At 38.6% G+C, this 13849-nt stretch carries 12 protein-coding genes; 6 read left to right on the top strand and 6 right to left on the bottom strand.

From position 1 onward, the window contains the following. Positions 1-15: 15 nt before the first annotated feature. Both ACFSBH_RS16905 and ACFSBH_RS16900 read left to right on the top strand, forming a co-directional pair. A complete protein-coding gene (locus tag ACFSBH_RS16905; protein ID WP_251516437.1) occupies positions 16-336 on the top strand; it encodes an ArsR/SmtB family transcription factor in 321 nt (106 codons plus the stop codon). A 14-nt stretch (positions 337-350) separates the two neighbouring features. Continuing rightward, the gene (locus ACFSBH_RS16900; RefSeq protein ID WP_379598721.1) at positions 351-2870 is read left to right on the top strand and encodes a heavy metal translocating P-type ATPase; all 2520 of its coding nucleotides are present in this window, start codon (positions 351-353) and stop codon (positions 2868-2870) included. A gap of 66 nt (positions 2871-2936) precedes the next feature. Here the strand turns inward: ACFSBH_RS16900 and ACFSBH_RS16895 are convergent, their stop codons facing one another. From ACFSBH_RS16895 to ACFSBH_RS16875, 5 genes are all read right to left on the bottom strand, one after another. Next, on the bottom strand, positions 2937-3929 hold the full coding sequence (locus tag ACFSBH_RS16895) for an LLM class flavin-dependent oxidoreductase (RefSeq protein WP_251516435.1): 993 nt from the start codon (positions 3927-3929) through the stop codon (positions 2937-2939). 161 nt (positions 3930-4090) lie between these two features. After that, positions 4091-6004: an ABC transporter permease gene (locus ACFSBH_RS16890; protein WP_251516434.1), complete on the bottom strand. Its 1914-nt coding sequence runs from the start codon at positions 6002-6004 to the stop codon at positions 4091-4093. Next, entirely contained in the window at positions 5979-6749 is a 771-nt protein-coding gene (locus ACFSBH_RS16885; RefSeq protein WP_251516433.1) for an ABC transporter ATP-binding protein, read from the bottom strand. Before ACFSBH_RS16885 ends, ACFSBH_RS16890 begins: the two co-directional genes overlap by 26 nt. 81 nt (positions 6750-6830) lie before the next feature. Then, positions 6831-7817 (bottom strand): sensor histidine kinase, encoded by a 987-nt coding sequence (locus ACFSBH_RS16880; RefSeq protein ID WP_251516432.1) that lies wholly within the window; start codon positions 7815-7817, stop codon positions 6831-6833. Beyond that, on the bottom strand, positions 7810-8514 hold the full coding sequence (locus ACFSBH_RS16875) for a response regulator transcription factor (protein WP_251516431.1): 705 nt from the start codon (positions 8512-8514) through the stop codon (positions 7810-7812). The genes ACFSBH_RS16880 and ACFSBH_RS16875 overlap by 8 nt, the downstream gene beginning before the upstream one ends. Positions 8515-8663: 149 nt before the next feature. Between ACFSBH_RS16875 and ACFSBH_RS16870 the strand changes: the two genes are divergently transcribed. Together ACFSBH_RS16870 and ACFSBH_RS16865 are read left to right on the top strand one after the other, a co-directional pair. Further along, complete coding sequence (locus ACFSBH_RS16870) at positions 8664-9047, top strand: hotdog fold thioesterase (protein ID WP_251516473.1); 384 nt, start codon at positions 8664-8666, stop codon at positions 9045-9047. Positions 9048-9111: 64 nt separating this feature from the next. Beyond that, positions 9112-10032: an EamA family transporter gene (locus ACFSBH_RS16865; protein WP_251516430.1), complete on the top strand. Its 921-nt coding sequence runs from the start codon at positions 9112-9114 to the stop codon at positions 10030-10032. An 85-nt stretch (positions 10033-10117) separates the two neighbouring features. On the opposite strand, the gene ACFSBH_RS16860 is transcribed toward ACFSBH_RS16865, so the two are convergent. After that, a complete protein-coding gene (locus ACFSBH_RS16860; protein WP_251516428.1) occupies positions 10118-10696 on the bottom strand; it encodes a hypothetical protein in 579 nt (192 codons plus the stop codon). 212 nt (positions 10697-10908) lie between these two features. Here ACFSBH_RS16860 and ACFSBH_RS16855 point away from each other — a divergent pair, with 212 nt between their 5' ends. Continuing rightward, entirely contained in the window at positions 10909-11595 is a 687-nt protein-coding gene (locus tag ACFSBH_RS16855) for a response regulator transcription factor (protein WP_251516426.1), read from the top strand. After that, positions 11582-13642, top strand: coding sequence for a HAMP domain-containing sensor histidine kinase (locus ACFSBH_RS16850; RefSeq protein WP_251516424.1), 2061 nt, complete (start codon positions 11582-11584; stop codon positions 13640-13642). Before ACFSBH_RS16855 ends, ACFSBH_RS16850 begins: the two co-directional genes overlap by 14 nt. The last annotated feature ends 207 nt before the right edge of the window (positions 13643-13849 follow it).

Genomic DNA, 13849 nt, shown 5'->3' with positions numbered 1-13849 from the left:
GAATGGAGGATGTAGATGTTAAAAGTTGATATAGATACAAAGATGAAGTTTCTGCAAGGCTTTTCTCATAAGACAAGAGTTCAGATACTTGAAAGTATTAAAGAAGAGGAAAAAACAGTTTCCCAAATTGTTGAGGAGCTTGAAGGCAATCAGTCAAATATATCCCAACATCTCGCATGTTTAAGAGGGTGCGGACTTATTGTCGGAAGACAAGAAGGAAAATATGTACACTATCGTGTGCGTAATCAATTAGTACGTGATTTATTAACGATGTTTGATGTAGTGCTTGAAGATGTTCATAAAGATATTGCTTGTTGTGATAGTCACATCGATTGAAAAGGGTGATATAGATGGCGGATAAATGCTGTGGTACAAACAATGAAATGAAGACCATGGAAGATCAAAATAGTTGTTGCAGCAGTCAAAAGTCGGTCAATGGAATAGCTGTTACTGCAACAAATTCATCGTGTTGTAGTAGTACTGACAATGATGGTATTCCGGGCCCAATGGATTGTTGCAACAATGAGGTTGAAAAAACATCAAACAACGGCCCATCGGTTACAGAAGCTGAAAAGATTGAATACCGGATTTATGGAATGGATTGTCCTTCATGTGCCTTAACGATTGAAAAAGGCCTTAACCGCCTTAATGATATTCAAGAAGCTAAAGTAAATTACAACACTGCAAAATTACAGATCATAGGAAGCAACGCCCTTTCTCTTGATAGAGTGGAAAATGAAATCCAAAAGTTAGGTTTTTCTGCGGAACCGCTGATTGAAAAAAGTAATATCAGAACATACGATGTACTTGGAATGGATTGCAGCAGTTGTGCGAAAAGTATCGAAAATCACTTACATACCGTCCCTGCAGTGAATAGTGTTACGGTCAATTTTTCCACTGGAAAAATGAAGGTGGAGCATGAGAACAGTGTTGATGATATTATTTCCGAGGTTGCTAAAATTGGATTTAAAGCATCACCAATCAGAAAAAGCAGTGATACTAGGGATACTACAAATAATAATCAGGGGTATGGCTTAATAGCTTTCTCTGGTATATTGATTGCACTTGGCTTTATTGGCTCTTATAGCGGTGTATCCGCATTTATCACCACTATCTTATACTCAATTGCCATTGTTGTAAGCGGCTATAAACCTGTAAGAAGTGCTTATTACGCGGTAAAAAGCGGTTCACTGGATATGAACGTTTTAATGTCTGCAGCTGTTATTGGTGCTGCTTTGATTGGAGAATGGTTTGAAGGTGCAACTGTCGTCTGGCTATTTGCCTTAGGTAATGCACTGCAAACCAGATCCATCGAGCAAACTAGAAGCTCTATCCGTAACCTCATGGATTTGGCACCATCCGAAGCATGGGTTTTGATCGGATCTGATATGGTTAAAAAGCCTGTAGAAGAAGTATCTGTCGGTCAGATTATTGTCATTAAGCCTGGAGATCGAATCCCTTTAGACGGTGAGATCATTGAAGGCGAGACAAGTGTGGACCAAGCGCCTATCACCGGGGAATCCATACCCGTTGATAAATCAGCTGGAGATTCGGTATATGCAGGTACGATTAATGAAAGTGGTTCAATTGAGGTGAAAGTCACTAGGCTAGTTGAAGATACAAGTCTATCAAAAATCATTCACTTAGTTGAAGAAGCTCAGGAGCAAAAGGCACCTACCCAAGCATTTGTCGATAAGTTTGCCAGTATTTATACTCCGATTGTCTTTGTATTGGCATTAGCAGTGATTGTGCTACCACCCCTATTCGGCTTTGGGACTTGGGGAGAGTGGTTTTATAAAGGTTTAGCATTATTGGTAGTCGCCTGTCCGTGTGCACTTGTCATCTCTACCCCAGTCGCCATAGTTTCGGCGATTGGAAATGCTGCAAAGAACGGTGTCTTAATCAAAGGTGGGACCTTTCTTGAGAAAGCTGGTGCAATTGATGCAATTGCATTTGATAAAACAGGTACATTAACAGAAGGTAAACCAAAAGTCTCTGATATTATAACGCTAACTACTTCTGAAGATGAATTAATATCACTAGCTTTTACATTAGAAAATCACTCCACACACCCAATCGCAAAAGCTATTGTTGAATATGCCGAAGATAGTGGAGTCCAGGCTAAAAGTGGAAAATCATTCAAAAACATCGTTGGTAAAGGTGTGCAAGCAATAATCAATGGAGAATTCCATTATGCAGGTAATATAAAACTGTTTGAAGAAATGAATGTACCTATCCACCATGTTAGGACGCAGGTAGAGCATCTACAAACACAAGGAAAAACAGTAGTAATGATAGGTACAGAACATGAAATAATGGGAATCATCTCTGTTGCTGATACGATTCGATCTACTACTGTTAAAGCATTACATGGTTTGAAGCAAGTTGGAGTGAATCAACTTGTGATGTTAACAGGTGATAATGAAGGTACTGCCAAAGTGATTTCAAAAGAATCGAGTATCAATCGCTACTTTGCAGAACTATTACCGGAGGATAAAGTTGATGCCATTCATCAATTACAAAAAGAAGGTCATGAAGTCGCTATGGTTGGTGACGGAATCAATGATGCTCCCGCACTCGCAACCGCTGATTTAGGGATTGCTATGGGTGGCGCAGGAACCGACACAGCAATGGAGACAGCAGATATTGTCCTTATGGCAGATAATCTGGAAAAGTTGCCACACACCGTTAAATTAAGTAGGAAAGCATTAACGATTATTAAGCAAAACATCTGGTTTTCTCTAATTGTAAAATTTATTGCTTTGACTCTTATTTTTCCAGGCTGGCTGACACTCTGGATGGCCGTTCTCAGCGATACAGGTGCTGCGCTTATCGTGATTTTAAACTCCCTCAGACTTTTGAGGGAGTAAGGGTAAAAAGGTAAGCTGTTTGCCATTTTTGCACAGCTTACCTTTTTATAATGATGTTCACTACTTTTATAATAATTCCCTCGCCAACAATCGATACACTTCCAGCCGCTTCTCTTGCGAGTGTGGAATACTTACAATCATCGTTTCATCAAACCCATATTCTTCTTGCTGTTGTTGTAAAAATGCTGCAACTTCCTTCACTTCACCGACAATATGCTGTTTTCGATTTTCTTGAATCGTCATTTTATCCATTTCCGTTAAAGGATAGTCCTTTGCTTCTTCCGGTGTAAGCACCTGCATATTTTTCCCTCTCATAAATAGAAGACGCCATATATCTTGTGGTTTTGCCTCATATTCCGCTTCTTCCTTCGTTTCAGCAGTAGTAACCATGTAACAAACATTAATTTGTGGCTTTTCCATAAAACTGGAAGGGACAAAACTGCTTTTATATAGATCAAAAATTGCTTTTGACATTTCTCCAGTGAAAAATTGGGCATAAGAATAACCTACTCCCCTTAACCCTGTTTCTCTGGCACTATTACCTGTAGAACCGAGCATCCAAGCTTCTGGAAGAGTGATATCGTATGGAGTTGCAATGATGTTGTGGTATAACGGATCTTCCGGGATTTCATCGTTAATCAGCTGTAATGCAGTATCAAATTTCTCATACATATTATGTACCATCGGCTGACGGCCTTCCGATAAAGCATACATAGAATAATTATCACCGCCTGGTGCACGTCCAACACCAAAGTCAATTCTCCCTGGTGAGAAACCGCTCAACGTCTTAAATACTTCTGCAAGCTTCAAAGGCGAATAATGCATCATCATGACGCCACCTGTACCAATCCGGATATTTTTCGTTTTTGCCGCTAAGTGGGCAGCTATGATTTCAGGGGCAGAACTTGCTAAAGTATTCGTACTATGATGTTCAGCCAACCACATACGATGATACCCCAGCTCATCGCCCAACACAGCCAATTCTTCCGACTTTTTCAATGCGTCCGCTGCTTTATTTCCTTTTGTGATTGGGGCTTGATCTAATATACTTAATTTCATTTATATCTATCCCTTTCCTATAAAAAAATAAATCACCTTCATCTTACAGAAACTATATAAAAGCTGCCTTATATCAAGTATAGTATACTGTTTTCACAATGCCATTCATTTGCCTATATAAAAAAGAACATGGAGAGTTGTACTCTTCCATGTTCTTTTACTTAATTCGTTATATAGCTTTTTATCCTTCGAATATAATTGTGACGGATAAAGATAAAGTAAATAATTTGAACTAGAGTAAAGCTTCCTAATACAAGGACTGAGCTTTGAAGCATGCTGTAATCAAACATATTTTTAAGGGCAGTGAGAGCCACTGCACCATGAATCAATGCAACCGAAATCGGAATAAAGAACAGCAAAGCCAACTGTATCGTCAATACTTTTGATAATTCCTTTTCCGTCAAACCTATTTTATTGATCATTGCGAATTTCTGTTGTTCACTTTCCAAATCAGCATATAATCGGAAGTACAAGAAACTGCCGGCTGCTACGAAAAATACGGCTCCGATGAATAACCCAATAAATAATGTTGCTCCGAGGGATTGGTTCATTACACTCCAGTCATGACCTAAACTTTGAATGTAAAAATTATCACCATAACCACGCGTTTCATCCACTTCAAATTCATTCAGCAAGTTCATACCGATATCTGCTGTAGCTTTCCAGTCTGACACATGAAACACATGATAACTTTCTCTTTCGTACTCCGTTATTTCATTGAAAAATTGATCATCCACAATAAAGTAATCGTCGTACGTACGGATTAAAGTAGAACCTAGGGTAGATATTTGATGTATTTCCGTGTCGATTAAATCTACGGTTCGTTCATTTTCTACCTCAATCTCCCTGTTCGCATCCACTACAGGATGTTCAAAATAATAATAAACAGCCTCATTTCCATCTAATTCCACCTGTACTTCTGTCTGACCTCCCGCTTTTGCTAATGCGTTGAATTCAGATTCAGAGATGATGCCAGTTAGAGGTTGATACTCTGTAGCCAAACTAGGTATTTCGACGTTTTTAATTTGAAGAGAGGCATTAGTGTATGGCGTCCCTTCCAACTCTGAAGTTATTGTTTGAAGGTGCTCTATCTCTTGTTCATTTCCCGATGCAGAGTAATATTCCAATGCAAAGATACGCTCTTCGACAAGAGAATTCGTAAACATAAACCGAAAACCAACAAGAGAGCCAATGGCAGTAAAAGCAACTGTAGAAACAATAGCTACGAAAAAGAAAGTCCGTGCATTATCCTTCATGCGGTTTGACAAATCAGAGAATAAAACGAGGTTCGTTTTTTTCCAAAACAGTGACTTACGATTTTTTAACCGGTGAATGATAAATACACTTAACTGTGTAAACAGGAAATACGTACCAATAATCACTATAGTAGTCACCGGAATCATCGCGAAGATTACAGCTTCACCTTTTACAGATAATGCAACTCCATATCCTACCGCCAATAATAGAGCAGCTAAAACAGACAATAATACAGACGCTTTTGGCTCTTTTTTAGGTACTGCACTACCTTTAATTAAATCTATTAATTTATTTCCTTTCAGAATCCAAACCGTACAAAAGGAGATTACTACAAATAACAACAAGAAAGCTACACATGTTAAGAGCATTGCTTGCCATGGCATATAAAACGGCAAGGGAGCCCTTAATTCCAGCACAGACTCCGCCATCATCAAAATAAGCTTCGCAAAAACGAGACCGATTCCAACTCCCCCGATAGTTGCGACGAATCCAATCAACACGTTTTCTAAAAAGACCATCTTTCTCAATTGTTGATTCGTCATGCCAAGCATTACCATGAGACCGAATTCTTTCTTCCTGGAATGAAGAAAGGCACTCATCGATATTAGAACAAAAATAAAGGAGAATATATAAATGATCGCCTCGGCGAAATGCAATCCTGTAGCCACTCCTGGATGTACTTCCGTCAACCCTGGATGAAAAGCGAAAATCGCATAAACGAAGAAAACTAGGACAGAAAATAAACTACTCAGGAAATACGCTGCATAAATCCGTTTATTCCGTAATACATTATTAAACGCGAATTGACGAAAGGTCACTTGCATCCCCTCCCAACAGCGATAACACATCAATGATTTTCTGGAAGAATGCTTGACGATTATCTCCACGATGAATCTCATTAAATAGCTTACCGTCTTTAATAAAGACGACACGTTCTGTATAGCTTGCGGCAACCGGATCATGAGTTACCATCATCATCGTTGTCTGGTCTTCCTTATTTATCCGCTCCAGCATTGTCATCACCGTCCTGGACGCTTTAGAATCTAGATTTCCCGTCGGTTCATCCGCAAGTACCATTTTCGGCCGATGAATGATGGCACGAGCAATTGCCACACGCTGTGCTTGACCTCCAGATATTTCATATGTCCGTTTTTTTAATATCGGATGTATGCCTAACTTTTCCGCTACGGCAACTACACGTTTCTCCATTTCCTTTATACGTACACCTTCCAAAGTAAGTGGAAGTACAATATTTTCCTCAACGGTTAAAGTAGGCAATAAATTAAAATCTTGAAAAACGAATCCCAACTCTCTTCGGCGGAATACAGCCAGTTCATTGTGGTTGAGACGAAGTGGGTCCTTGCCGTTCACTTGAATAGACCCCGATGTAGGTTCATCGATTGTGGCAACCATATTTAATAAAGTTGACTTCCCACTTCCTGAAGGCCCCATAATACCAACAAATTCACCTTCCTCAATGGACAAATCAATATCTTCCAATGCCTTGTGGGCAACTTTTCCATCATACACCTTACTTATATTTTTCATTTTTAGTATATCCATAAAAAAACCCCTTCCTTCTACAACTAGTGTAAAAGAAAAGAGGAAATTTAAACATCGGTCAAGCTTTCATTTACCTTACACTTATGTAAGGTTGTTGCTGAATGTTAAAATTACGCTTGTTCCTTCTCCTTCTATAGAGTCAATGACTACATCATGTCCCAACTTATCACACACATCTCGAACCAGTGACAGGCCCATTCCTGTCGATTCTTTAAAGGTTCTTCCATTTTCACCGGTAAAGAACGGATCAAACACACGTTTCAAGTCGAAATTAGGAATACCTATCCCATTATCTTTAATAATTAATCGTGTCCCATTAGAATGTTGTTCTTCAAATATATAGACCTTATCCCCTATTCCAGCTGAATACTTTACTGCATTCGTTATAATTTGATTCACCACAAAGACTAACCATTTCTCGTCAGATTCAACAGTGAGATCTGAGATATGCACTTCTGGATATACTTTGTTCTTAATAAACAACCGTTTATTTTCATGTATTACTTGTTCAACCACTTTCTTCAGCGGTACAGGCTTTACATGGAAGTCCTGTTCAAATACTTCCAATCGGGCAGCATATAGAACCATTTCCAAACCCTTTTCGAGTTTGTCGGTTTCTTCTCTTATACTCAGTAGCTGGTCGTCATCATAGTCCTGGATGATTAACTCAATGACTGATAGTGGTGTCTTCATTTGATGCACCCATTGATTGATAAAAGTTACATGTTCGTTCCGCTTTATCTCTGCCCGCTCAATTTCCTCGATATACAAGCGATGCTGTGCTTTAAGCAACCGCCCGAGTGCTGTTGAAAGTGGTGCCCCGTCCAACGTTTCAAAGACTTCGTCCAGATGTCCGATTGGATTTGCCAAGCGCCGGTAAAAAGCTTGTAACGTTACATAACGATAAACTAAGTAAACCGTTAAAAAGAAAGTTCCTAAAAAGAGAGTATAAAAGATCAGTGAGCGTTCTTGGAACCCACTAACCCAAAGAACTATCAGGATAATAACAAGTTGAAGTACATTTATTAAAATAAGCGGAAACTGATCGCGGAGAAATAGCTTAATCATGGTGGGTTCTCCAGTTCGGAACAAGACGGTATCCTGCTCCACGAATCGTTTCAATTGCATTGTGAATATTTAACTCCTGAAGCTTCTTCCTCACTCGAGTAACATTCACATTCAATGTATTTTCATCAACAAAGGACTGGTCATCCCATAATTTCTCCAACAGCAGTTCTCTTGAGACGATCCGTGGAAAACGATTCATCAACATCTCAAGGAGCACCGCCTCTTTTTTTGTCAATGTAATAACATGATCTTCTTTTTCTAGTTCCAGTCTTTCCATGTATAGAGTCAAACCATCCATTTCGATTGTACGTTCTTCGATCTTTGGTGCATATTCTCCGTATGCCCTGCGTAAGCTGCTCCGAATCTTTGCGATGACTACTTCATACGCAAAAGGTTTCGTAATAAAGTCATCTCCGCCATTCTCTAACGCCATCACCTGGTCCATTTCTCCTGAACGGGCAGAGAGGAATAGAATAGGACATGTTGAAAACTGTCTGATTTGCCTGCACCAATAATATCCATCATAACTCGGCAGATTGATATCGAGTAGAACAAGGTCCGGTTGTGCCTGCTTGAATTCCTCAGTAATTCCATCAAAATTCCTCGCGACTATCGCATCATATCCATATTTCTTTAAATGGTTCTGTAATAGAGATGCAATTTTGGAGTCATCCTCTATAATTAAAATCTTCGCCATTGGCAATCGTCCTTTTTAATATGTCATTTACCTAAGTATAACGAATGTAGTTTCCATATTAAACAAGATTATTTAATTGAACTTTCTAAATGTTTTACTATATCGATTTCAAAGGTTAATATTAGTATAAATATAATAATGGGAGGCTTATTATGGAGACGATCATGGAAGCAATTGGAATTGAAGTTGTGGAAATTACCGAAGAAAAGGTTGTCGCAACCATGCCTGTCCATGGACCGACGAGACAGCCATATGGACTGCTCCATGGAGGTGCATCGGTTGTACTCGCAGAGACCGTTGCAAGTGTCGGAAGCTTCAACCTGGTAAAAGCAGAGAATAAGGCGGCAGTTGGATTGGAAATCAATGCGAATCATATTCGAAGCATGCGGGAAGGAAAAGTGAAAGCAGTTGGTACACCTTTACATCTTGGAAGAAAGACACATGTGTGGGACATTAAAATCACAGATGAAGAGACAGGAAAGTTGATCTGTGTCTCACGCTGCACCATAGCGATTATCGACAATAAACAATAGTTGGTTTTCAGGGATAGATTCAAATTTTACTTGTCCCAATATAAAGTAATGGAGAATGCGCAAAGTGAAAAGACAGAATAGAAATATCGGGTTTTTCTTTGTTATTACAGGGGCAACATTTTGGGGAGTCGGGGGGACAGTCGCACAAAAGCTTTTTCAAGACTTCCAGATTGACGTGGAGTGGCTAGTCACTGCACGGCTTTTAATTGCCGGCTCTTTACTTTTACTCATACAGTACTTGACTAGGGACCGCAAACAAATAGTTGAGGTGTGGAAAAATAAACGTAATGCTTTTCAATTGTTAGTATTTGGCCTATTTGGCATGCTGGCGGTCCAATATACCTATATGGCTTCGATTAATCATGGAAATGCAGCTGTAGCCACCCTGTTGCAATATCAAGCACCAATAATGATTATCGTGTACTTACTGATAAGGAAACAAATGCAACTAAGGCAAAAGGACTTCATCACCGTATTTCTATCATTAAGCGGCTGCTTCCTATTGTTAACGAATGGATCTCTATCCACTCTATCAGTTCCTGCTCCCGCGATTATATGGGGGATTTTATCAGGCGTGGCATTAGCATTCTATACATTATACGCCGCTTCCCTCCTCGCCTATTTTGACTCGCTGGTGATTGTTGGCTGGGCGATGATCATTGGAGGGATGTCATTGAGTTTTGTACATCCACCGTGGAAAATGGACTTCCTCAGTTTGCCACTTGAAGGTTATGTGTATTTAATTTTTGTCATCATCTTTGGTACGATGATCGCCTTTTGGTTTTTTATCGAAAGTTTACATAGCCTATCACCGAAGGAAACGAGTTTAATCGGTAGTTTGGAGCCAGTTGCTGCTGTTTTGACGACTGTTTTTTGGCTGCAAGAGCCTTTCGGAAGTTTCCAATGGATTGGGACAGCATGTATTATCGCAATGATATTGTTTATGGCAATGAGTAAAGAGAAAGAACAAGTTTTAGCTGATTGAATCAAGTAAAACGGACCCTCAGAAGACTGGAGGTCCTATTTTTCTTTCTACTAATAGAAATTCCATCTTGATTATCACTTCTCGATCAGGCTTCCATCGTAGTTGCAAGCCGATGCTTCGCCACAAATTCTGTATCGAACCCATTCGTATAGTTCGACAACCTTCCTTGATACACCACCTCGAATGTAACAGTGAATGGTAAGTCCGACGGTTTGATTAGGGATAGGTCATTCTCGACTTCAATTATTCCACATTCCTTTAAGACAGTTGCAACAAATTGAGAACAGAAGAACGCATTTTTCTTTTTGATGGGCTTGTTAAGCATAACACCAAATAATCCTGCCAGATGATAGTGATAGTCCTCCTTTTGTTTGTACATTTTTTGAATACAATCTTGAATCCTTTCAAACTGTTCCACCGTTACTGTTAAAGAATAGACGGCACATTTCGCACGACGAAACAGAATTGAAGAAGTATCTTCTTTGACAAGTCCAGCACGGAATGGATTTCTGGGCTGCTTCCTGCCAAAACTATATACCTCTCTTAATTCTTTATCCAAAGCAATCGAGGCATGATTATATGGTGCTTTCGTAAAAGCTTTGATTAACCTCGTAAATATAGTTCCTGTATCCGTTAATAAAAGATATATTTGTTTTCCTTCCATGATTTCATTCCCCTTAACTATTGTTAAAATAAGCATAGAGAACAATACTTAAGAAAAGCTGTATACAATTCTTAATAAATCCTTAAGATTGAAGTAGGAGCAGAATGATAAGAAAACCTTAAGAAATAGATTCGTTGATTATTAAGATTTAGTTGTTATGATGATGACAGCTCGAGAAAAGGCCCCTGAAAATTGATGTAGGAGTGACGTTCATGAACATCTTAATTTGTGATGACGATAAGGAAATCGTTGAGGCAATTGGGATTTATTTAGAAAATGAAGGATATACGATTTTTAAAGCTTTTCATGGTGGAGAAGCTATCGAAATCATCGAAAGTAATGAAATTCATTTAATTATTATGGATATCATGATGCCAGTAATGGATGGTATGAAGGCCACACGAAAAATTCGCGAAGAAAAAAATATACCTGTCATCATGTTATCAGCAAAGTCGGAGGATACAGACAAGATCCTTGGGTTGAATTTAGGTGCAGATGATTATATTACGAAGCCATTTAATCCGTTGGAGCTGATTGCAAGGGTAAAAGCAAACTTAAGAAGATACACTACTTTAGGAAGTCTCGAACAGAACGACAACGTCTATCAAACGGGTGGCCTTGTGATTGACGACGAAAGAAAAAGCATTACGGCAGATGGAAAAGAAGTTCATCTTACACCTGTCCAATACAAGATCCTGACACTGCTTACTGCAAATGCTGGACGGGTATTTTCCATTGAAGAAATTTATGAAAAAGTCTGGAACGAGCCAGCCTACCAACCAGAGAATACCGTAGCCGTGCACATCCGGAAAATCCGAGAGAAAATCGAAATCAATCCGAAAGAGCCGAAATATTTAAAAGTCGTTTGGGGAGTTGGATATAAAGTTGAAAAAATATAGTCATTCTAATACTACAAAAGTAATCGTCTTTTTCATTATGATTGCTTTTTTTACAGGAGTCATCGCTTCACTAGTCAATATAGTGACCGTTCCATATAGTAGTGTACTGCAGAAGAGTTATTTCCAAAGTGGTGCATATATGGAGGAAAGTTTACAGTCGATCGACGACCTAACCAGTCTTATGACGGAATATAAAAATGAGGAACATATTTTAGATGGAGGATCGATTGATAAATACGAATGGAAAGAAGTAGAAGATGAGCTATTCTCAGAATACCTGTATTTAAACCGTTCAAATGAAGATGATTTTCAATCAGAAAAACAGCAGTATGAAACATTCAAAAAAGAATATGCTGAAGAAATCTCATCTACAAGAGAACAACTCATCCAGGATGAGCTGAGAGAATATCATAAAATATTGCAGCGTCTAAAAAATGTGGAGGAACCACTTTTCTATGCTACAGATGGTGCAAAAGAATTCAGTAACACAAAACTGGAAGGTTCTGATGATTTCGAAGCGCTCCCTTCGTACTTTATTTATGAGGATTACAACTTGGAAGCCTATCCTAGAGAAACGAATAAAAGCCAATATATACACTGGCTTACAGAACGGACAGACCAACTAAATCCGGAAAATACGGTTATTTATTTTGGCTACACCGAAGAATTTTTAGCTCCACGATTAGCACAATGGGAAGCAAATAGTGAAATCGCTGCAGAAAACTTATTTAAACTTACATTGTTCATGCCCGGGTTTATCTTTTCATTCATATATCTTGCTTTAGTAATTGGCAGAAGATCCTTTAAAGACAAGGAGATCCACTTTCATTTTGTCGATAAATTATACAACGATTTGAATGTTATATTCTGCTTTTCACTAATCTCGTTATTCGTCGTATTATTGGACTTTCTACTTGAAATCAATCATCAATCCATCATTCCGATGATTATTCTAATTGCAGTAATTGGTTTCGTACTCATCTTGTCACTTGTTAAACACTTTAAAAACCATACGTTGATTAAGCACACATTATTTTATCAAGTCATCTATCGTTTAGCCCAATTCATAGCCAATGTGTATCGAAGTGGCAATATTGGAATCAAGACCGTACTCATCGTCATCGGATACCCTGTGCTGATTGCCGCCACATTCTTCATGTTCCCTGTAACCATTGGAATTGCAGCTTGGTTCGCTTATAAGAAAGTAAAAGAATTCCAAACCATTCAAGATGGTGTTGCAGCAGTTAAAGCAGGTAATATCCATCATCGTATTCATGTGGAAGGTAAAGGCGAATTTGCGAGGTTAGCGGAAAATGTCAACACCATCACAGATGGATTAAAGAACGCTGTGGATAATGAGCTGAAAAGCGAAAGGTTAAAAACAGAGCTGATTACAAATGTGTCCCACGATATTCGAACTCCACTCACTTCGATCATTACGTATGTGGATCTGTTAAAGCAGGAAGAAGATCCCGGGAAAGCGAAAGATTATGTGGAGGTTCTCGACCAAAAAGCGAAAAGGCTAAAAGGTTTAACAGATGATTTATTTGATGCAGCGAAAGCATCCAGTGGTGATATTCCCGTACAGCTTGAAAAGATTGATGTCTTATCCCTGCTCACCCAAGGATTAGGAGAAGTAGCGGATAAAATTGAAGAAAACAACCTAACATTTAAAATGAACCATCCCGAAGATAAAGTATATGTTACAGCAGATGGAAGATTGCTCTGGCGTTCCATTGAAAATTTACTATCAAATATATTTAAATATACGCTGAAAGGTTCCAGGGTGTATATTGATATTGAAGATGTGGGAGAAGAAATTCAAATTGAATTCAAAAATATCTCCGCTACAGAATTGAACATCAAAGCCGACGAGTTGATGGAAAGGTTCAAACGAGGAGATGAATCTAGGACTACTGAAGGCAGCGGCCTCGGATTGTCGATTGCAAGAAGTTTAATCGAGCTGCAAGGTGGAATATTTTCTCTTCACATCGATGGTGACTTGTTTAAAGCAGTCATCCGATTAAAGACATACCATATAGAATAACTATGAAAGAGACATCCAACATAGTGATATGCTCCCCTTTAAGTAGACAGATTAAAAAATAAAAATCTGTTTACTTTGGGGGAGTTTTTTTATGTCCAATATTTACTATTCAGTTGAATTTAAATATGAAGTAATCATGGCTTATAAATCTGGAGAATATTCTTTTTCAGAAATATTTTCAAACTATAAAATTAATAAGAATACCTT

Source organism: Oceanobacillus luteolus, from assembly GCF_042678205.1.
GTDB lineage: Bacteria > Bacillota > Bacilli > Bacillales > Amphibacillaceae > Oceanobacillus > Oceanobacillus luteolus.
Note: the sequence above shows the minus strand (reverse complement) of the source record. Positions and strands in the feature narration are given on the sequence as shown.